A 20,631-nucleotide genomic window follows, 5' to 3' on the forward strand; every position below is an offset into this window, starting at 1 on the left:
ATCCCAATGAGCCAGGCCAGCTTTATGCCGCCCCGTGACCACACCAAGATCCCCGTTGGGATCAGCTCCTGCCTGCTGGGGGAGCCGGTGCGCTATGATCGGGGCCACAAGCGCAGCGCTTTCATCACTGATATCCTGGCCGCGTATTTCGACTTCCGCCCCGTCTGTCCGGAGGTGGCAATCGGGCTGGGTGTGCCACGGCCACCCATTCGGCTCGCCGGTGACCCGGAGCGACCGCGGGCGGTCGGGGTGCGGGATCCGCGCGTGGACGTCACAGCGCCGTTGCGCGCCTACGGCGAGCGCATGGCCGGTGAGCTCGATTACATCAGTGGCTACATCTTCAAGAGCAAGTCCCCCAGTTGCGGGCTGTTCCGGGTGAAGGTCTACGGCGAGTCGGGCAGAGCGCCCTCCGCGACCGGTCGCGGGCTCTACGCCCAGGCCATCACCGAGGCCAATCCACTACTACCCGTGGAGGAGGAGGGCCGGCTTAACGACCCGGTCCTGCGCGAGAACTTCATCGGCCGGGTCTACGCCTACCACCGCTGGCAGACCCTCCTGGCCGAGGGGGTGACGGCGGAACGGTTGGTCGACTTTCACACCGCGCACAAGCTCATCCTGATGGCACACGGCCGTCAGGGCCTGCGGGAGATGGGACGACTGGTGGCCCAGGCCGGCCACGGAAATCTGGAGCGGATCACGGAGGCCTACGGGGCGTCGTTCATGCGCACGCTGAGGCACAAGGCCACCCGGCGGCGGCACACCGATGTGCTCTTCCACCTGCTGGGCTACCTCAAGCGCACCCTGGAGAGCGACGAGAAGGCCGAGGCGGTGGAGCTGATCCACGACTACCGGGAGGGGCGGGTGCCGCTGATCGTGCCTGTGACCCTGCTGCGGCACCACTTTCGCAAGCATCCCGAGCCCTACGTCGAGCGACAGCTCTATCTGCACTGGCAGCCGGCGGGCCTGGGGCTGTGGAACGCCATCTAACCCGGGCTGTTGACCCGACGGCCGGTACAAGGACGACGATGCAGTGATCGGTAACAAGATCTTACAGTTTCTGCTGCCGCCCCTGGTGATTGCCGCCGGGGTGGCCCTGTTTATCGGTCTGCGCGCCACCGCCCCGGAGACCGAACCGCAACCGGTGGAAGAACCGGCCTGGACGGTGGACAGCACCGTCGTGACGCCGGCCCCGGTGGCGCCGCGCCTGCGTCTCTCCGGCCATCTGGAATCGCCGCGCACCAGTGCGCTGACCGCGGCGGTGGAGGCGGACGTGATCGAGGTGTCGGCGCGCGAGGGACGCCGGGTGGCGGCCGGTGAGCGGCTGGTGCAACTGGACGGGACCGATCTGGAGCTGCAGGTCCGGGAGCAGAGGGCGGAGATCAACGAACTCCAGGCCCAGCTCGCCCTGGAGGAGCACCAGATTGAGGCCGACCGGCGGGAACTGGCCAGCGAACGGGAGCTGGAGGCCATCGCCGAACGGGAGCTGGGGCGCGTACAGCGGCTTGCCGACCGCGATCTGGCCTCCGGCTCGGACCTGGATGGGGCCCGCCGGGAGCTGGCGCAGCAGCGCATGGCGGTGAGCAGCCGCCGGCTCGCCGTGGATTCGGCGGAGAGTCGTCTGGCCCAGTTGGCGGCCCGGCTGGACCGGGCCGAGGCCCTGCATGACCGGCTTGCCCGCGACCTGGGCCGCACCACTGTGCGCGCCCCCTTCGCCGGGCGGGTGGCAGAGGTGAGCGTCAGCCCGGGGGACCGCGTTCGCCCCGGGGAGCCGCTGGTCGAAGTCTATGACAGCGGGGCGTTGGAGGTGCGGGCCCATCTGCCCGCCGGCCGGATCGGCCCAATCCGCCGGGTGTTGGCGTTGGGGACGCCGTTGTCTGCAACGGCGGTGGTGGATGCCGAGCCCCTGCGCCTGGAACTGGACCGGCTTGGCGGTCGTTCCGACCGGGGAGAGGGGGGCGTGACCGCGCTGTTCCGGGTCACCGAGGGGGGGGAGGACCTGCCCTTGGGCCGTTTCGTCGCCCTGGAGGCCATGCTGCCGGTGGAGCCCGATGCGGTGGTCCTGCCCTTTGAGGCCCTATACGGGACCCGGCGGGTCTACCGGCTGGAGGAGGGGCGCATGCGCGCGGTGGAGGTGGAGCGGCTGGGCGAGGCGCCGCTGCCCGACGGCCGGCGCGGGATGCTGGTGCGCAGCCCGGAGTTGACCGCGGGCACCCGGGTGGTGGTCACCCAGATTCCGCGGGCCATGGACGGGCTGCGGGTGCGCGATCTGGGGAGTGAGGCACCGTGATCCGCGGCGACCGCGCCGGCGGCCTGGCTTGGTTTTCCCGCCACCCGGTGGCCGCCAACCTGGTGCTGATCCTGATGGTGGTCGGCGGGCTGTACTCTGTCACCCAGCTCAATACCCAGTTCTTCCCCAACTTCGAGCTGGACATTGTCAACGTTGAGGTGGAGTGGCAGGGCGCCACCGCCGAGGACGTGGCCGACGGCATCACCCGCCCGTTGGAGGATGAGCTGCGGGACCTGGACGGCCTGCGGGAGATGGTCTCCACCTCCGCCGAGGGGATAGCGGTGATCACCCTGGAGTTTGCCGAGGGCACCGACATGGCCCAGGCGGTGGAGGACGCCAAGGAACGGGTGGGTCGGGTGCGCAATCTGCCTCCGGACTCGGAAACCCCCACCATCAACCGCATCACCCGCTATGACCCCATCGCCCGGGTGCTGCTCACCGGCGAGGTGCAACCCGATGAACTGCGCGGCCTCGCCCGCAGCCTGGAGGAGAGCCTGCTGCAGAGTGGGGTGGCGCGGGTGCAGGTCACCGGCCTGCCGGCGGAGGAGATCCGCATCACCACCCGCAATGAGCGGTTGCTGGACCTGGGGCTCTCCTTCGACCGCTTCGCCGGTCTGATCGCCAGTCAGAGCCGGGATCTGCCCGCCGGCGAGGTGGGCGAGGCCGACGTCGCCCGCCAGTTGCGCAGTCTGGAGCAGCGGCGCAGCGTGGCGGAGTTCGAGAACCTGCAACTCGCCATCGACGGTCGTAACATCCTGCTCGGCGACATCGCACGGGTGGAACGCCTGCCCCGTGACCGGGAGGTCGAGGTCTATTTCCAGGGCCGGCCGGCGGTGGAACTGCTGCTGGAGCGGGCCGAGCAGGAGGACGCCCTGGACAGCGCCCGTATCCTCGAGGAGTGGGTGGCGGAAACCCGGCCCACGCTGCCGCCCGGTGTGGAACTGCAGGTCTTCGATGAATCCTGGGAACTGATCAGCGAGCGCATCGGCCTGCTGGTAAAGAACGGCCTGGGCGGGCTGATTCTGGTGGTGGGCATCCTGTTCATCTTCCTCTCGGGGCGGGTGGCCTTTTGGGTCACCGTGGGCATCCCGGCCTCCTTTCTGGCCGCCCTGACCGTGCTCTGGCTGGTCGGCGGCAGCATCAATATGATCAGCCTGTTCGCACTGATCATGACCCTGGGTATCATCGTCGATGACGCCATCGTCGTGGGCGAGGACGGGCTCTCCCACTACCAGCGCGGCGAGAGCCCCTTCCAGGCCTCGGAGGGCGGTGCCCGGCGTATGTTCCCGCCGGTGATCGCCTCCTCGCTGACCACCGTGGCCGCCTTCCTGCCACTGATGGCCGTGGGCGGTGTGATCGGCAATATCCTGTTCGATATCCCCTTGGTGGTGGTCTGCGTCATCCTGGCGTCGCTGGTGGAGGCCTTCCTGGTGTTGCCAGGCCACCTGCGGCGCTCCTTTGAGGCCATGCAGCGGGCCGACGGCGGCTGGTCCGGACGGATCTGGCGCCTGCTTCGCCGGCAGCGGAGACAGCCTGCAGCGGAGGCTGGCGGCCGGACGGGGCCGCCCGGGCCCGGTCCGGTCCGCCGGCGTATCGACGGCGCCTTCGATACCTTCCGCGACCGCTACTTCATTCCGGCCGTGCGCCGGGCGATCGCCTTCCGCTGGACCACCATTGCCGTGGGCATCGCGCTGCTGATCGGCTCTGTGGGCCTGGTGGCCGGGGGGCGGATCGCCTTCACCTTCTTCCCCACCGTGGAGGGGACCATCCTTTACGGCAACGTGAGCTTCGTCGCGGGCACCCCACGCGAGCGGACCGAGGCCTACCTGGGCGAATTGGAGCAGGCCCTGCTGGGGGCCGAGGAGGCCCTGGGCGGTGATCTGCTTCGGGGGCACCTGGTCTACGTGGGCAAGAAGCAGAGCGACGGTGCCGGCACTCAGGACCGGGGGGATCATTACGGCGCCATCATGGCCGAGTTGGTCTCGCCGGATGCCCGCACGGTCTCCAATCGCGAGTTCATGGCCGCCTGGCGCGAGCGCGTGCCGGAGGCCGCGGGGCTCGAACGGTTGGTGGTGCAGGAGCGCATGGCCGGGCCGCCCGGCGATGACCTGGATATCCGGCTGATCGGACCCGATGTGCAACGGTTGAAGGCCGCCTCCGAGGCATTACAGGACGCGCTGGCCAGTTACACCGGGGTCTCCGCCATCAGCGACGACCTGCCGTGGGGCCAGGAGCAGTGGGTCTACAGCCTCACCGACGAGGGGCGCGCGTTGGGTCTGGACGTGGCCGAGATCGGTAGTCAGCTGCGTGCCACCTACCTGGGGGAGCTGGTGCAGATCTTCCATGAGCGGCGGGACGAGGTAGAGGTGCGGGTGCGCCTGGACGAGGAGGAGCGGCGCGGCCTGGCGGCGCTCTCCGACTTCCGAGTGCAGTTGCCCGAGGGCGGGGCGGTGCCGCTGGACAGTGTGGCGGTGCTCGACAGCCGCCGCGGCTTTGAGGCCCTGCGCCATGTGGACGCGCGCCAGGCGGTGACGGTGACCGCGGACGTGGATGCCAGTGTCGCCAACGCCAACCGCATCCTGGCCGATCTGGAGGCGCGGGTGCTGCCCGAGCTGGCGGCCCGCCACGGTCTGGAGTACCGCTTCGGCGGGCGGGCCCAGGACCAGGAGGAGACCCTGGCCGACATGCGGGCGGGTCTGGTGCTGGCACTCACCCTCATCTACATCATTCTGGCCTGGATCTTCGGCTCCTACGGCTGGCCACTGGTGGTGATGGCGGTGATCCCCTTCAGCCTGGTGGGGGCGTTCCTGGGCCACTGGCTGATGGGGCTGGATCTCACTATCCTGTCCCTGTTCGGGCTGTTCGGCCTGACCGGTATCGTGGTCAACAACTCCATTATCCTGGTGGTGTTCTATCGCCAGTTGCGGGAGCAGGCCCGGATGGCCGCCGACGAGGCCCTCCTGGAGGCCTCGCGCCAGCGGCTCCGGCCGGTGCTGTTGACCTCGCTGACCACCATCGGCGGGCTGGTCCCGCTGCTGTTCGAGACCTCGGTGCAGGCCCAGTTCCTGATCCCCATGGCGGTCTCCATCGCCGGCGGGCTGGCGGGGGCGACCCTGCTGGTGCTGTTCCTGGTGCCCGCCATGTTGTCCGTCTATGAGCGTGCCGCGGAGCGCCTGCAGGGGGACGCCAATCGTTTCCGGGAGGCAACAGACCATGGCTGAGCAGGGTACCCCTCGCTTCGGCATTCTGATCATCGGCGATGAGCTGCTCTCCGGCCGTCGTCAGGACAAGCATATGGCGGCGGTCATCGAGCGCCTGGAGGCGCGGGGCCTGGAGCTGTCATGGGCCCGCATCGTCGGCGACGACCCGGCGCTGCTCACCGAGAACCTCCAGCAGACGTTCGCCTCGGGCGATGTGGTGTTCAGCTTCGGTGGCATCGGTGCCACCCCGGACGACCGCACCCGGCAGTGCGCCGCAGCGGCACTGGGGCTTCCGCTGGTGCTGCACCCCGAGGGTGAGCGGGAGATCCGCGAACAGTTTGGCGAGCGCGCCACCGCCCAGCGGTTGCGCATGGCTGAGTTCCCCGAGGGGGCGGAGCTGATCCCCAATCCGGTCAACCGGGTGGCTGGGTTCTCCATCCGGCACCATCACTTTGTGCCGGGGTTTCCGAAGATGGCCTGGCCAATGGTGGCGTGGGTGCTGGACCATCACTATGCCCGCTGGCACGCGCCGGGGGTGCGGGTACAGCAGACCCTTCGCGTGCCCGGTGCCCGTGAGGGCGACCTGATCCCGCTGATGGAGGCGTTTGTGGCGCGCTATCCGGATCTGCGCCTCTCCTGCCTGCCCAAATCGGATGCGCAGGGCTTTGAGGTGGAGCTGGGCCTGCGCGGCGAGGGGCACCGGGTGGCGCCGGCCATGCACGAGCTACGCACCGGGGTGGAGGCGCTGGGCTACGAGGTGCGGGAGTGAGGCTGCGGCCGGCGGACTGGCTGGTGGCGGCGCTCTTCGCCGTTGGTTGCGCGGCCTGCCTGGTGGTGACCGTGGTGCTGCTGGGCAACGGGCTGCTGGGCGTATTGGGCCACGGGGAGGCGGCGCTGGGCAGTCCGGGGGATTACCTGGGGGTGATGGCCCTGCTGGCGGCGGTGCTGCTGCCGGTGGTGCTCTGGGGGCTGGCCCGCCGGCGCCCGGCGGACGACGGCTGAGGCCGTGCCTGGGCGGATGGCCCGATGACCGCGTCGCCGCCGGTCATCGGGCAGCGGTGCGCCGGCGGTGTGGCCACGCCGCCCGCACCGCCAGCCCGGCCGCCACCAGCAGGGCGGCGCCGCCAAGCCAGAGCAGGGGGCGGTAGCTGCCGCTCCAGGTAAAGAGCATCGAGTGCGCCCAGGCGGCCGCCGCCTGGGTCAGCGCGAAAGCAGCGGTCAAACGCCCCCAGAGCCGGGCCTGGTGGCCTGGCGGGCAGAGCTCACTCAGACGCCCGGAGACCAACACCACCATCCCCGGTGTGGTGGCGCCCATGAACAGTGACGATCCAAACAGGACCGGCCCGAAGGGCCAGACCGAGGGCAGGAGGGTGGCCAGACCCATCAGCCCGAGCGTGGCGGCCAGGGCGGGCGCGAAGCCGAAGCGCCGTGCGGCGGCCCCGGCCAATAGCGCACCGATCAGGGCACCCAGCCCGAACAGGGTCCAGTAGGCGCTGGCCCGGTCCAGCCCCAGGCCCACCTCCCGCGCCAGGTAATCCACCCAGAACACCGTGTGCGGGATGTAACCCACCGCCACCAGGCAGTAGCCGGCGGCCAGCAGCAGGACAGCGGTCCGGTCGCTGTAGCGGCGCGGTTGCCAGCGCGGTTTCGGGGCCTCGTCTCCGCCGTTGGTCCGGGCCGGCCGGGACCAGGTGCGCAGGCTCAACACGGTGGCGAGCAGGGCGGCCCCCGCCAGTGTCGCCCAGCCCATGGCGGCGTGGGCGCCGGCCATGCCGGGCACCACCATCCCGGAGAACGCCACCCCGATGCCGATGCCGCTGAACATCACCGCGCCCACCGCGGGCCGGTGGCGGGCCGGTGTCCGGCCCAGTGCCTCGGAGACCGCCACCACCATCAGAATGGCGCCACTGGCCCCGGCCAGCCCCCTCCAGAAGGCGAACCAGGCGAACGGGGCCGGCCACAGGCAGGCGGCCAGGGCGGCCGTGGTGAGGATCAGGTTCAGGCGGATCACCCGGCCGCCACCGAAGCGCCGGGCCAGGGGTGCCCCGGCCAGCGCCCCCACCAGGTAGCCGAGTAGGTTCGCCGCGCCCAGCCAGGCCGTCTGGGTAGCGCTGAACCAGCCCTGCTCCACCATCGGCGTGATCAGTGGGGCGTAGGCGAAGCGGGCCAGCCCCACGCCCACCAGCGTGGCGGCTAATCCGGCCAGGGCCAGGCGGAGCAGGGGCAGGGGGATCAGCCGCATGGGGGCGAACGGCGCGGAACGGGGGCACAGGGGACACCGGAATGGGGATGGCGCCGCTTGCGCACACGGTCCTCCTTGGGGGATCGGGGGATGTCCAACAGGGTGCCGTGCCGGCGGGAAAAGCTGGTGCCGCCCCCCGGACTCGAACCGGGACGCCCGAAGGCAAGGGATTTTGAGTCCCTCGTGTCTACCAATTTCACCAGGGCGGCAGCGGCTGAACAGTATACGGCCGGTGCCGGCCGCAATCAATTTTCAGCCGTCTTCCGGGCGCATCTGGTAACATCCCGCGCCATGCACGTGGATGACTTTTCTTTCGATCTGCCCGAGGCGTTGATCGCCCACCACCCGCCGGAGCAGCGCCGCGACAGCCGGCTGCTGTGCCTGGACCGGGATACCGGCGCCGTCGCCGACCGCCGCTTCCCGGACCTGGTTGACCTGCTGCGCCCGGAGGACCTGTTGGTCCTGAACGACACCCGGGTGATCCCGGCACGGCTGTTCGGCCACAAGCCCACCGGGGGCCGGGTGGAGGTCCTGGTGGAACGCCCGCTGGACCGCCATCGGGTGCTGGCCCGGCTCCGGGCCAGCAAGGTGCCGGCGCCCGGCACGGTGCTGACCCTTGAGGGCGGGGTGGCGGCGGAGGTGACCGGCCGCGAGGGCGAGTTCTTCACCCTGCGCTTCACCGCCGAGCAGACCGTGCTCGAGCTTTTGGAACACCACGGCCACATGCCCTTGCCGCCCTACATCCGGCGCGCCGATGTGGCCGCCGACCGCGAACGCTACCAGACCGTGTTCGCCCGCAGGCCCGGGGCGGTGGCCGCGCCCACCGCCGGCCTGCACTTTGACAATGAGCTGCTGGCGCGAATCGGCGCCCGCGGGGTGGATACCGCCTGGGTCACCCTGCACGTCGGCTCCGGGACCTTTGCCCCACTGCGGGTCAGCGACCCCCGAGAGCACCGTATGCACAGCGAATGGCTGGATGTGCCCCCGGCCACCTGCGCCGCCATCGAGCGTGCCCGGGGCCGCGGTGGCCGGGTGGTGGCGGTGGGCACCACCGTGGTCCGGGCGCTGGAGACCGCGGCGCAGGACGGTGCGGTGCAGCCCTACCAGGGCGAGACGGATATCTTCATCTACCCGGGTCACCGGTTCCATGCGGTGGATGCCCTGGTCACCAACTTCCACCTGCCTGGCTCCACACTGCTGATGCTGGTCAGTGCCTTCGCCGGGCGCGAGCGGGTGCTCGCCGCCTACCGCCACGCGGTGGCGCAGCGCTACCGTTTTTTCAGCTATGGGGACGCCATGTTCATAGCCGCGGGGGCCGCCGATGAGTGATCAGCCACCGATTGCTGAGCGTCTGGATTTTGCCCTCATCGCCGAGGACGGACTGGCCCGGCGCGGCCGGGTGACGCTGCCCCGGGGCGAGATCGACACCCCGGCGTTCATGCCGGTGGGCACCTACGGCACGGTAAAGGCGATGACCCCGGAGGAGCTGCAGGCCATGGGGGCTCAGATCATCCTGGGCAACACCTTCCACCTGTGGTTGCGCCCCGGCACAGGGATTATCCGCGAGCACGGCGATCTGCACGACTTCTGCCACTGGCAGGGCCCGATCCTCACCGACTCCGGCGGCTTCCAGGTCTTCAGCCTGGGGGAGCTGCGCAAGATCACCGAGGACGGGGTCCATTTCCGCTCCCCGGTCGACGGCTCGAAGGTCTTCATGGGGCCGGAGGAGTCCATGGCGGTGCAGCGCGAGTTGGGTTCGGACATCGTCATGATCTTCGACGAGTGCACCCCCTATCCGGCCGACCTGGCGACGGCGCGGCGCTCCATGGAACTGTCGTTGCGCTGGGCGGCTCGCAGTAAGCAGGCCCACGGCGACAACCCCGCGGCGCTGTTTGGTATCGTCCAGGGTGGGATGTACCCGGAGCTTCGACGCCAGTCCCTGGAGGGGCTGCAGGCGATCGGTTTCGACGGCTACGCCATCGGCGGCCTCTCGGTGGGGGAGCCGCACGAGGAGCGGGTGGCGGTGCTGGACAGCCTGGCGCTGCAGCTTCCGCAGGACCGACCGCGGTACCTGATGGGGGTCGGCAAGCCGGAGGACATTGTCGAGGCGGTCCGCCGGGGGGTGGATATGTTCGATTGCGTGATCCCCACCCGCAACGCCCGTACCGGGTTCCTCTACACCCACGAGGGGCTGATCCGGTTGCGTAACGCCAGGCATGCCCGTGATACCGGCCCGCTGGATCCGCACTGTGACTGCTACACCTGCCGCCACTATTCCCGGGCCTACCTGCGGCACCTGGACAAGTGCAACGAGATCCTCGGCGCCCGGCTGAACACCATTCACAATCTGCACTATTACCAGACGCTGATGCGCGGCCTGCGCGAGGCCATTGCCGAAGGGCGCCTGGGCGCCTTTATGGAGACCTTCTATGCCTTGCGCGGGCAGGCGGTGCCGCCGGCCCCGGCAGTGCCCCGCTGACCGGTGGAGGTGAACGGCCGGTGTGGGGCACGGTAACGGACAGTCTGGGTGCGGGTCGTGTCTGACGGTTCGAGTGGGGCCGGGGCTGTGCCATAATACCCCCCTTTTGGGTCCGGGCGCCCCGGGTGCCTGTTAGCTACTGGAGGTTTTCGGATGGATTTCTTCATCTCCCCTGCGATGGCGCAGGGTGGCGCGGACGGGGGTGGCGGCTTGAGTTTCCTGGTCTTCACCCTGGTGTTGATCGCCGTGTTCTGGTTTCTGGTGATCCGGCCGCAGCAAAAACGTGTGAAGGCCCACCGGGAGATGCTCTCGGAACTCAAGGTGGACGATGAAGTGGTCACCAACGGGGGCGACCTTGGCCGCATCAACTGGCTGAATGACAACTGGGTCGGCCTGCAGGTGACGCCGGAGCAGGAGTGGGTGGTGCAGCGCCAGCTGGTGGCTCACCAAATGCCCAGGGGGACGGTGGAGCAGTCCTGGGCACAGGACTGACCCGACCCATGCACCGGCCAGCGTGCCGGTGCCCCGATTATCAGTAACGACTGACAGGAGCGACCGATGGACTTTTTCATTTCCACTGCCATGGCCCAGGGCGGCGGTGAGCAAGGCAACCCGCTGTTCGGCATCATCTTCCTGGTCCTGATGATGGCGATCTTCTGGTTCCTGCTGATCCGCCCGCAGCAGAAGCGCCAGAAGGCGCACCAGAAGATGGTCACCGAACTCTCCCGGGGTGACGAGGTGGTCACCAACGGCGGGGTGCTGGGCCGCGTCACCGCCGTCGGTGAGACCTTCATCACCCTCGAGGTCTCCAAGAGCCAGCAGGTGCGAGTCCAGAAGAACGCCGTCGCCAATGTAATGCCCAAGGGCACCATCAAGGAGCAGGAGAAGGCGGCGCAGCAGGCCAAGAAGGAGGCCAAGCGGCAGGACAAGCAGGAAGCGGTCGAGGACCGGTCCGATGAGACGGCCGTTGACGAGGCGCCGTCCGGGGCGGAAGAGCCGGAGACCGAGCGGGCCGCCGAGGGTTCCGAGGATGCCACCCAGGACAAGGACCGGCCGGCGCGCTAAGGCGAGGCGCCCGTTGGCGGAGGCAGAATGAACCGCTACCCCCTCTGGAAATACCTGATACTCATCGTGGCGATCAGCCTGGGCGCGCTCTACGCGTTGCCCAATCTCTTCGGTGAGGACCCGACGCTGCAGATCTCCACAGCGGAAGGGGATCCCCCTGACCAGGAGACGCAGCAGTCGTTGCTGCGCTTCCTGGAGGAGCAGGGTGTCCCGGCCATCGGTGCGGAGACCCGTGAGGGTCAATACCTGATCCGCTTCGACAGCGTGGACCACCAGATGGACGCGGCGGACCTGGTCTCCGCCAAGCTTGGCCGCGGGTACACGGCGGCCATGACCCTGACACCGAGGACACCGGCCTGGCTGCGGGCCCTAGGGGCCGAGCCGATGTACCTGGGCCTTGACCTGCGCGGCGGCGTGCACTTCCTGCTGGAGGTGGATGTCAATGCCCTCAGGGAACAGACGGTCGAGCGTCACGTCAACGACTTCCGCACCCTGCTGCGGCAGGGCCGCATCCGCTACGGTCAGGTGGAGCCCTACGAGGACCTGGCGGTGCGGGTCTCCTTCCGGGAGGCGCCGGCACGGGACGAGGCGTTGCGGTTGCTGCAGGAGGACTTCGGCGATCTGGAGTTCGACCGGGACGAGGCCGACGGCAACTATTACCTGATCGCTCGGATCACCCAGGACGACCTGGATGAGATCGTTCAGTTCTCGGTCAACCAGAACATCACCACCCTGCGCAACCGGGTCGATGAGCTGGGCGTGGCCGAGCCGGTGATCCAGCGTCAGGGTGCCGAGCGCATTGTTGTGCAGTTGCCCGGGGTACAGGATCCGGCCCGGGCCAAGGAGATCCTCGGTGCCACCGCGACCCTGGAATTCCGCTTGGTGGATATGGAGCGCTATCCCTTCACCGGGGATCCCGAGGCGCCACGCCTGCCACCCGCGGCGGAGCTGTTCCAGGAGCGCGACGGCAACTACGTGGTGCTGCAACGGGATGTGATGATGACCGGCGACCGCATCGTTCATGCGGCGTCGGGGATCGACCAGGAGACGGGCGGTCCCCAGGTCAACATCCGGCTCTCCGGCGCAGCCGGACGGCAGTTCAACCGCATCACCCGAGAGCACGTGGGCGATCTGATGGCGGTGGTCTTCATCGAGCGCCAGTCGGAGATGGTGCTGGTGAACGACGAGCCGCAGCGTGAGGTCACCGAGGTGCGCGAGGTGATCAGTGTCGCCAATATCCGCGAGCCCCTGGGGGCCAGCTTCCGGATCACCGGGCTGGACAGCACCCAGGAGGCGCGCAACCTGGCGCTGCTGTTGCGTGCCGGCGCCCTGGCCGCGCCCATCGATATCGTCGAGGAGCGCACCATCGGCCCGAGCCTGGGCGCCGAGAACGTACGCCAGGGCTTCCTGGCGGTGGTCATCGGCTTCGCCCTGGTGGTGGTCTTCATGGCCTTCTACTACCGGGTCTTTGGGCTGGTGGCCAACCTGGCGCTGATCACCAACCTGGTGCTTATCGTCGCGGTCCTGTCGCTGCTGCAGGCCACCCTGACCCTGCCGGGTATCGCCGGGATAGTGCTCACGGTGGGTATGGCGGTGGACGCCAACGTTCTGATCTTCCAGCGAATACGCGAGGAGTTGCACGCCGGATCCAGTATCCAGCGGGCCATCGACCAGGGCTACGGCAAGGCCCTGTCCACCATCGCTGACGCCAATGTGACCACGCTGATCGCCGCGGTGGTGCTGTTCGTGTTCGGCACCGGGCCGGTGCAGGGGTTCGCAGTCACCCTGTCCATCGGTCTGGTGACCTCCATGTTCACGGCCATCCTGGGCACCCGCGCGGTCATCAACCTCATCTACGGCGGCAACAAGCGCGTCGCCGAGCTCAAGATCTGACGGGGCGATATGGAACTTTTCAAACGCGAACCCCGCATCGACTTCCTGGGCAAGCGGCGCCTGGGGGTGGTGTTGTCGGCCCTGCTGCTGCTCGCCTCCATCGGTTCGCTGGCGATGCAGGGGCTGAACCTGGGTATCGACTTCACCGGCGGCACGGTGGTGGAGGTGGGCTATCCGGAGGCCGCGGATCTGGGCCGCATCGACGGGGTGCTGGAGGATGCCGGTTACGGCGATGCCGTCACCCAGTTTTTCGGCACCCAGCGGGATGTGATGATTCGGGTGCCACCCCGGGACGTGGATGAGAGCGCGGTCATCAGTGAGGAGGTGCTGGCGGCCTTGCAGGCGGATAGCCCGGACGCGGAGCTGCGCCGGGTGGAGTTTGTCGGCCCGCAGGTGGGCCGCGAGCTGACCGAACAGGGATTGTTGGCCATGCTCTATGCCCTGGGCGGTATCCTGGTCTACGTGGCCTTCCGCTTCGAGTACCGGTTTGCCATTGGTTCGGTGGCGGCGCTGTTGCACGACGTCATCCTGGTGCTGGGGTTCTTCTCCATCACCCGGATGCAGTTCGACCTCACCGTGCTGGCGGCGGTCCTGGCCATCATCGGTTATTCGCTCAACGACACCATCGTGGTGTTCGACCGGATCCGTGAGAACTTTCTCAAGTTGCGCAAGGCCGGGCCCAGGGAGGTGATGAACATCTCCATCAACCAGACCCTGTCACGGACCCTGATCACCTCATTTACCACCCTGCTGGTGGTGGGTTCGCTGATGCTGGTCGGCGGTGAACTGATCCGCGGCTTTGCCACCGCGCTGCTGGTCGGCGTGCTTATTGGGACCTACTCCTCGATCTATGTGGCCAGCGCCTCGGCCCTGGCACTGGGGGTCACCAAGTACGACCTGTTGCCCCCGGAAAAGGAGGAGGACCAGGGCGAGGGTCAGGAAGAGCGACCCTAGACACCCTGTTGAGTGGCGGCACCGGATCGCCGCGTCGCGGCCGGTGGCACCCGAACCCGCCGCCGTCTGTTTGAACCCCGGGGCGTTCCGCGTCCCGGGGTTTTTTCGTTCTGCGCCAGCGTTCGCCCTTCATGTGCCCTGATCGCCTGCGACTTTCACACCAATAGCCCCAGCAAATCATGGAGTTCCCCCGCCTACTTGAACTCATCTCGGGGCAAGATTTCGCTATCCGATGGGGTGGTTATCCGGTGGTTTGGTCTATGCTTTCAAGGAAGAGTCACCCGACAACAGCAGGAGAACGATCAATGGAAAACACCCTGCATGCCGTGCTGAAGGATAAAGGCGTGGCGCTGTACAGCGTGGATGCCGATGTCCCCGTGGCGGAGGCGATCAAGACTATGGCGGACGGTCACGTGGGCTGTGTGCTGGTTATGGAGAAGGGCAGCCTGCGCGGCATCTTCACCGAGCGGGACGTGATGATCCGCGTGGTGCATGACGGCAAGGACCCGGCGCAGACCCCCGTCTCCGAGGTAATGACCCGTGAGGTGGCCGTGGTGCCACCCACCATGACCGTCGAGGAGGCGATGGTTGTTTGCCTGGAGCGGCGGGTGCGCCACCTGCCGGTGTACGACGGCTCGGACTTGGAGGGGGTGGTTTCCAGCGGGGACCTGATGCGGTGGGTCATCGGTGACCAGAAGCACATGATCGATGACCTGATCCAGTACATCTACATCGGTCGTTGACCCGCCGGGCGACCATTCCGGCGCCTGGCGGGGAACTGTGGGTCGGGCGGGCACGTCCAAGTCAACGTAGCCCGCTCGCTTGCGAGCCAGACCTCAGGAGGGTCGCATATGGATTCTGCCGAAGCGCTGATTGCACAGTACGCCAGGGCTTACGAGAAACGCCAGGAGCACGAGATGAGCCTGGCGGAGTATCTCGAGCAATGCCGGGACAACCCATTGATGTATGCCACGGCCGCGGAGCGGCTGGTGGAGGCCATCGGGGAGCCCAAGGTGGTGGACACGGCCAAGGACGAGCGCCTGGGCCGGATCTTCATGAACCGGACCATCAAGCTCTACCCAGCCTTCCACGACTTCTACGGCATGGAGGAGACCATTGAGCGCATCGTGGGCTTCTTCCGCTATGCGGCCCAGGGGCTGGAAGAGCGCAAGCAGATCCTGTACCTATTGGGCCCGGTGGGTGGTGGCAAGTCGTCACTGGCCGAGCGCTTGAAGAGCCTCATGGAGCACTGTCCCATCTACGTCCTCAAGGCGGGCGAAGAGCTGTCGCCGGTCTTCGAGAGCCCCCTGGGGCTGTTCGACCCGGAGACCATGGGTGAGGAGCTGGAGCAGCGCTTCGGCATCCCCCGCCGGCGGCTCACCGGGCTTGTCTCGCCCTGGGCGGTTAAGCGCCTGGATGAGTACGGTGGTGATATCTCGCGGTTCAAGGTGGCCCGGGTCTACCCCTCTAAACTGCGCCAGATCGGCATCGCCAAGACCGAACCGGGGGATGAGAACAACCAGGATATCTCCTCACTGGTGGGCAAGGTGGACATCCGCAAGCTGGAGCTCTACAGCCAGAGCGACACCGATGCCTACAGCTATTCCGGCGGCCTCAACCGGGCCAACCAGGGCCTGCTGGAGTTCGTGGAGATGTTCAAGGCGCCGATCAAGATGCTCCACCCCTTGCTCACCGCCACCCAGGAGGGCAATTACGCGGGCAGCGAGAACATTGGCGCCATCCCCTTCCAGGGCATCATCCTGGCCCACTCCAACGAAGCGGAGTGGCAGACCTTCCGTAACAACAAGAACAACGAGGCCTTCATCGACCGGATTTCGGTCATCAAGGTGCCCTACTGCCTGCGGGTGGATGAGGAGGAGCTCATCTACCGAAAGCTGATCCAGAACAGTGAGCTGGCGGACGCGCCCTGTGCGCCGGGCACCCTGGACATGCTCGCCCGCTTTACGGTGTTGACCCGCCTGAAGGAGCATGAGAACTCGAACCTCTACTCCAAGATGCGGGTCTACAACGGCGAGAGCTTGAAGGATACCGACCCGCGGGCCAAGTCGATGCAGGAATACCGCGACCAGGCGGGGGTCGACGAGGGCATGGACGGGGTCTCCACCCGCTTCGCCTTCAAGGTGTTGTCGGAGACCTTCAACTTCGATACCCGCGAGGTGGCGGCCGACCCGGTGCACCTGCTCTACATGATGGAGCAGGCCATCAAGCGCGAGCAGCTCCCGGAGGAGACCGAGCGCAAGTACCTGGAGTTGATCAAGGCCGAGCTGGCGCCGCGCTATGCGGATTACATCGGCAACGAGATCCAGAAGGCCTATCTGGAATCCTATACCGATTTCGGCCAGAACCTGTTCGAGCGCTACGTGGCCTTCGCTGACGCCTGGATCGAGGACCACGACTACAAGGACCCGGACACCGGTCAGCTGATGGACCGCCAGACCCTGAACCAGGAGCTGTCGAAGACAGAAAAGCCGGCCGGCATCGCGAACCCCAAGGACTTCCGCAACGAGGTGGTGAAGTTCGCCCTGCGGGCCCAGGCCCAGCGCGGCGGCGACATGCCCCGCTGGACCAGCTACGAGAAGATCCGCGAGGTGATCGAGAAGCGCATGTTCAGTCAGGTGGAGGACCTGCTGCCGGTGATCAGCTTCGGCAGCAAGGCGGACTCCGAGACCGAGCGCAAGCACACCGAGTTCGTACAGCGCATGGTGGAGCGGGGGTACACCCAGCGCCAGGTGCGCCGGCTGGTGGAATGGTACATGCGGGTCAAGCAGGCCGGGTAAGCCCCGGGGAGGTCGGCCAGTGGTCAATATCGTAGACCGACGGCTCAACCCCAAGGACAAGAGCCTGGCCAACCGCCAGCGCTTTCTGCGTCGGGCCAAGCGACAGGTGCTGGACGCGGTGCGGGACGCATCCGCCAAACGCGGCGTGAAGGACATGCGCGGTGAGGGCGAGCAGATCAGCATTCCCGCGGATGGTCTGGGGGAGCCGTCGTTCCGCAAGGGGGGCGATACCGGGGTGCGCGAGCATGTGCTGCCCGGTAACAAGGAGTACCGGGTGGGCGATGTCATCCCGCGGCCCGAGGGCGGCGGCGGGGGAGGCGGTCGCTCCGAGGGCAGCCCCGACGGGGAGGGCCAGGACGAGTTCCAGTTCGTGGTCTCGCGCGACGAGTTCCTGGACCTGTTCTTCGAGAACCTGGCCCTGCCGGACCTGGTTAAAAAGGACATGAAGAAGACGGAGCGGTTCGCCAACCAACGGGCCGGGTACAGCGTCAGTGGCTCGCCGTCCAATCTCAACCTGACGCGCACCATGCGCAACAGCCTGTCGCGCCGGATCGCCCTCCGGCGTCCCAAGCGCGAACACCTCCGCGAGCTAGAGCGAGAGATCGATGGGCTCGAACGCAGTGGAAAGGAGCCGCAGCGGCTGCGCGCGTTGATCGAGGAACTGGAGCGGGAGACTCACCGGGCGCGCCAGATCCCGTGGATCGACCCTATCGACATCCGGTACAACCGCTTCGAGCCGGTGCCCCGACCGGTCTCCCAGGCGGTTATGTTCTGCCTGATGGATGTCTCCGGGTCCATGACCGAGGACATGAAGGACCTGGCCAAGCGCTTCTTCATGCTGCTCTACCTCTTCCTGGAGCGGCGGTACCGGCACGTGGACGTGGTCTTCATCCGTCACACCCATATCGCCCAGGAGGTCGATGAGGAGACCTTTTTCTACAGTCGCGAAACCGGCGGCACACTGGTCTCTCCGGCCCTGGATGAGATGTACCGCGTGCAGCGGGACCGCTACCCGGAAGAGAGCTGGAATATTTACGCCGCCCAGGCCTCCGACGGAGACAACACGCCAGCGGACAACCCGCGGGTTATCAAGATGATGCGGGAGACCATCCTGCCACTGACCCAGTATTTCGCCTACATCGAGGTGGGCGGACAAAGCCTGCACATGGCGTCGGATCTGTGGCGGGCCTACGACAAGGTGGCCCGGACCCACCCGGTACTGGCCATGCGGCGGGTGCGCCGGCGGGATGAGATCTTCCCCGTCTTCCGCGATTTGTTCACGCCTGTGCAGAAGGCGAAGGCCGGAGCCTGAGTATATGACCGAGCTGGAAGAGAGTGCCCGCCTGCTCTATCGCGGGCCGGACTGGGACTACCGCAAGCTCAAGCGGGTCCACGACGCCATCGAGCGCATTGCTCATGAGGAGCTGGGCCTGGACACCTACCCCAACCAGATCGAGGTGATCAGCTCGGAGCAGATGCTGGATGCCTACGCCAGCCTGGGGATGCCGCTATTCTACCGTCACTGGTCCTTCGGTAAGCACTTTGCCCGCGATGAGATGCACTACCGGAAGGGGCTGACCGGGCTGGCCTACGAGATTGTGATCAACTCCAGTCCCTGCATCAGCTACGTCATGGAAGAGAACACCATGACCATGCAGACGCTGGTCATTGCCCACGCCGCCTTCGGCCACAACCACTTCTTCAAGAACAACCAGCTCTTCCGTACCTGGACGGACGCCGAGGGAATTCTCGACTACCTGGATTTCGCCAAGTCCTATATCGCCCAGTGTGAGGAGCGCTATGGGGTGCGGGAAGTCGAGCGGCTGCTCGATGCCGCCCACGCGTTGATGAGCCATGGGGTGCATCGCTTCCCGCGCCGCGGGCGTCTGAACCTGCGCCAGGAACGGGAGCGCGAAGAGGAGCGGCGGCGCTACCTTGAGGCCACCTTCAACGACCTCTGGCGCACGGTGCCCACCCCGGAGTCCGGCGGTGAGGTCGACCCGGAGCTGCGGGCGCTGGAGGCGCGCCAGGAGCGACTCGGGCTGCCCGAGGAGAACCTGCTCTACTTCCTGGAGAAGCGTGCGCCGCGGTTACAGCATTGGCAGCGGGAAGTCCTGCGCATCGTTCGCCAGGTGGCGCAGTACTTCTATCCCCAGAAGCAGACCAAGGTCATGAACGAGGGCTGTGCCACGACGGTGCACTACTACATCATGAACCGGTTGCACGAGAGTGGCCGGATCGATGATGGCGCCTACATGGAGTTTCTGCACAATCACACCAACGTGGTCACCCAACCGGAGTTCGACGATCCGCGCTACTCCGGCATCAACCCTTACGCCCTGGGGTTCGATATCCTGCAGGACCTCAAGCGCATCTGCGAGGCCCCTACGGAGGAGGATCGGCGCTGGTTCCCGGATATCGCCGGCAACGGCGACCCCATTGGCACCTGGAGGCACGCCTGGGCGGAGTATCGCGACGAGAGCTTCATCATGCAGTTTCTGAGCCCGCGGATGATGCGGCGCTGGCGGCTGTTTCGTGTGCACAACGACGCCGAGGACCCGGATCTGGAGGTGACCGCCATTCACGACGAGGCCGGCTATCGCGAGCTGCGCAAGTCGTTGGCGGCCCAGTACGACCTGGCGCGGCACGAGCCGGACATCCAGGTGGTGGACGTGGACTTGGTGGGGGACCGCAAGTTGATCCTGGAACACCGGGTGGTGGACGGCGTGCTGCTGGACGTGAGCACCGGCATGCAGGTGCTGAGGCACTTGGCCAATCTATGGGGTTACGCGGTCATCCTGCAGGAGGTGGATGCGGTCAGTGGCCGTGTGGTCAACGAGTACCCGGAGGTCGCGCCCGACCACCCCTTCGTCAACGGGGCGTGATGGGCCCAGGCGGCAGCGCGCGCTGCCGCCATGGGCCATGGACGTGCTCGACGGCGTGTCCGGCAGGGGCTCACGCCACCTTGCGGCGCTCCTCCAGGAACCTCTCCAGGGCGTCTGCGGACCCGATCAGTCGGCCATCCACGAACACCTGGGGCACGCTGCCGGAGCCGGTGGCGGCCCGCACCGAGCGGGTGGTCACGCCCTCGCCCAGGGTGATCTCCTCGTAGGCCATCTGGTGGCTCTCTAGCAGGGCCTTGGCCCGGGCGCAGTGGGGGCAGCCGGCCTTGGCAAAGAGGGTGACGAACTCCGGATGCGGCGCCTCCGGGTTGATATAGCGCAGCATGGTATCGGCATCGGAGACCTCAAAAGGGTCGCCCGGCTTCTGCGGCTCGATGAACATCTTCTCGATCACGCCGTCCTTGACCAGCATGGAGTAGCGCCAGGAGCGCTTGCCAAAGCCCAGGTCGGTCTTGTCCACCAGCATGCCCATGCCCTCGGTGAACTCGCCGTTGCCGTCGGGGATCAGGGTGATATTCTCGGCGTGCTGATCCCGGGCCCACTCGTTCATGACGAAGGCGTCGTTGACCGAGATGCAGACGATCTCATCCACCCCGTTCTCGAAGAACACCGGTGCCAGCTCGTTGAAGCGGGGCAGGTGGGTGGACGAGCAGGTGGGGGTGAACGCCCCGGGCAGCGAGAACACCGCCACGGTGCGGCCGTTGAAAAGGTCGCGGCTGTCCACGTCCACCCACTCACCGTCCTTGCGGGTGCGGAACACGACCTCGGGTACGCGTTGGCCTTCACGGTTCTCTAGCATTGCATCCTCCA

At 67.2% G+C, this 20,631-nt stretch carries 16 protein-coding genes, 1 tRNA gene and 1 pseudogene; 15 read left to right on the forward strand and 3 right to left on the reverse strand.

Annotated features, from left to right (window positions below; translation table 11 throughout):
* The first annotated feature begins 6 nt into the window (after positions 1 to 6).
* From MLG_RS06160 to MLG_RS15545, 5 genes are read left to right on the forward strand one after another with little or no spacing between them, the layout of a single operon-like run.
* The gene (locus tag MLG_RS06160; protein ID WP_011628952.1) at positions 7 to 987 is read left to right on the forward strand and encodes a YbgA family protein; all 981 of its coding nucleotides are present in this window, start codon (positions 7 to 9) and stop codon (positions 985 to 987) included.
* 43 nt (positions 988 to 1,030) lie between these two features.
* Positions 1,031 to 2,287: an efflux RND transporter periplasmic adaptor subunit gene (locus MLG_RS06165; protein ID WP_011628953.1), complete on the forward strand. Its 1,257-nt coding sequence runs from the start codon at positions 1,031 to 1,033 to the stop codon at positions 2,285 to 2,287.
* A complete protein-coding gene (locus MLG_RS06170) occupies positions 2,284 to 5,508 on the forward strand; it encodes an efflux RND transporter permease subunit (RefSeq protein ID WP_011628954.1) in 3,225 nt (1,074 codons plus the stop codon). Before MLG_RS06165 ends, MLG_RS06170 begins: the two co-directional genes overlap by 4 nt.
* On the forward strand, positions 5,501 to 6,256 hold the full coding sequence (locus tag MLG_RS06175) for a competence/damage-inducible protein A (RefSeq protein WP_011628955.1): 756 nt from the start codon (positions 5,501 to 5,503) through the stop codon (positions 6,254 to 6,256). Before MLG_RS06170 ends, MLG_RS06175 begins: the two co-directional genes overlap by 8 nt.
* On the forward strand, positions 6,253 to 6,489 hold the full coding sequence (locus MLG_RS15545) for a hypothetical protein (RefSeq protein WP_011628956.1): 237 nt from the start codon (positions 6,253 to 6,255) through the stop codon (positions 6,487 to 6,489). Before MLG_RS06175 ends, MLG_RS15545 begins: the two co-directional genes overlap by 4 nt.
* Before the next feature lie 43 nt (positions 6,490 to 6,532).
* Here MLG_RS15545 and MLG_RS06185 read toward each other — a convergent pair whose 3' ends face one another.
* The gene (locus tag MLG_RS06185; RefSeq protein ID WP_011628957.1) at positions 6,533 to 7,729 is read right to left on the reverse strand and encodes a YbfB/YjiJ family MFS transporter; all 1,197 of its coding nucleotides are present in this window, start codon (positions 7,727 to 7,729) and stop codon (positions 6,533 to 6,535) included.
* Positions 7,730 to 7,853: 124 nt separating this feature from the next.
* A tRNA-Leu gene (locus MLG_RS06190) sits at positions 7,854 to 7,938 on the reverse strand.
* Between the two features lie 82 nt (positions 7,939 to 8,020).
* Here MLG_RS06190 and queA point away from each other — a divergent pair.
* The 10 genes and pseudogenes from queA (at position 8,021) to MLG_RS06240 (ending at position 19,803) form a co-directional block, all read left to right on the forward strand.
* A complete protein-coding gene (queA, locus tag MLG_RS06195; protein ID WP_011628958.1) occupies positions 8,021 to 9,058 on the forward strand; it encodes a tRNA preQ1(34) S-adenosylmethionine ribosyltransferase-isomerase QueA in 1,038 nt (345 codons plus the stop codon).
* Positions 9,051 to 10,208: a tRNA guanosine(34) transglycosylase Tgt gene (gene tgt / locus MLG_RS06200; RefSeq protein WP_011628959.1), complete on the forward strand. Its 1,158-nt coding sequence runs from the start codon at positions 9,051 to 9,053 to the stop codon at positions 10,206 to 10,208. Before queA ends, tgt begins: the two co-directional genes overlap by 8 nt.
* 153 nt (positions 10,209 to 10,361) lie before the next feature.
* Positions 10,362 to 10,700 (forward strand): preprotein translocase subunit YajC, encoded by a 339-nt coding sequence (gene yajC / locus MLG_RS06205; RefSeq protein WP_011628960.1) that lies wholly within the window; start codon positions 10,362 to 10,364, stop codon positions 10,698 to 10,700.
* Between the two features lie 66 nt (positions 10,701 to 10,766).
* Positions 10,767 to 11,087 (forward strand): annotated as a pseudogene (gene yajC / locus MLG_RS15900) (preprotein translocase subunit YajC); the annotation flags it as partial.
* Between the two features lie 213 nt (positions 11,088 to 11,300).
* Positions 11,301 to 13,166: a protein translocase subunit SecD gene (gene secD / locus MLG_RS06215; RefSeq protein WP_011628962.1), complete on the forward strand. Its 1,866-nt coding sequence runs from the start codon at positions 11,301 to 11,303 to the stop codon at positions 13,164 to 13,166.
* A 9-nt stretch (positions 13,167 to 13,175) separates the two neighbouring features.
* Positions 13,176 to 14,120, forward strand: a complete 945-nt coding sequence (secF, locus tag MLG_RS06220; RefSeq protein WP_011628963.1) for a protein translocase subunit SecF — start codon at positions 13,176 to 13,178, stop codon at positions 14,118 to 14,120.
* Positions 14,121 to 14,425: 305 nt separating this feature from the next.
* Positions 14,426 to 14,863 (forward strand): CBS domain-containing protein, encoded by a 438-nt coding sequence (locus tag MLG_RS06225; protein WP_011628964.1) that lies wholly within the window; start codon positions 14,426 to 14,428, stop codon positions 14,861 to 14,863.
* Between the two features lie 108 nt (positions 14,864 to 14,971).
* Positions 14,972 to 16,918, forward strand: coding sequence for a PrkA family serine protein kinase (locus tag MLG_RS06230; protein ID WP_011628965.1), 1,947 nt, complete (start codon positions 14,972 to 14,974; stop codon positions 16,916 to 16,918).
* A gap of 19 nt (positions 16,919 to 16,937) precedes the next feature.
* Positions 16,938 to 18,230: a YeaH/YhbH family protein gene (locus MLG_RS06235; protein WP_011628966.1), complete on the forward strand. Its 1,293-nt coding sequence runs from the start codon at positions 16,938 to 16,940 to the stop codon at positions 18,228 to 18,230.
* A gap of 4 nt (positions 18,231 to 18,234) precedes the next feature.
* Positions 18,235 to 19,803: a SpoVR family protein gene (locus MLG_RS06240; protein WP_011628967.1), complete on the forward strand. Its 1,569-nt coding sequence runs from the start codon at positions 18,235 to 18,237 to the stop codon at positions 19,801 to 19,803.
* A gap of 70 nt (positions 19,804 to 19,873) precedes the next feature.
* Here MLG_RS06240 and MLG_RS06245 read toward each other — a convergent pair whose 3' ends face one another.
* Complete coding sequence (locus tag MLG_RS06245) at positions 19,874 to 20,620, reverse strand: glutathione peroxidase (RefSeq protein WP_011628968.1); 747 nt, start codon at positions 20,618 to 20,620, stop codon at positions 19,874 to 19,876.
* Positions 20,621 to 20,631 lie beyond the last annotated feature (11 nt).

Origin of the sequence: Alkalilimnicola ehrlichii MLHE-1 (assembly GCF_000014785.1) — a bacterium.
Taxonomy (GTDB): domain Bacteria; phylum Pseudomonadota; class Gammaproteobacteria; order Nitrococcales; family Halorhodospiraceae; genus Alkalilimnicola; species Alkalilimnicola ehrlichii.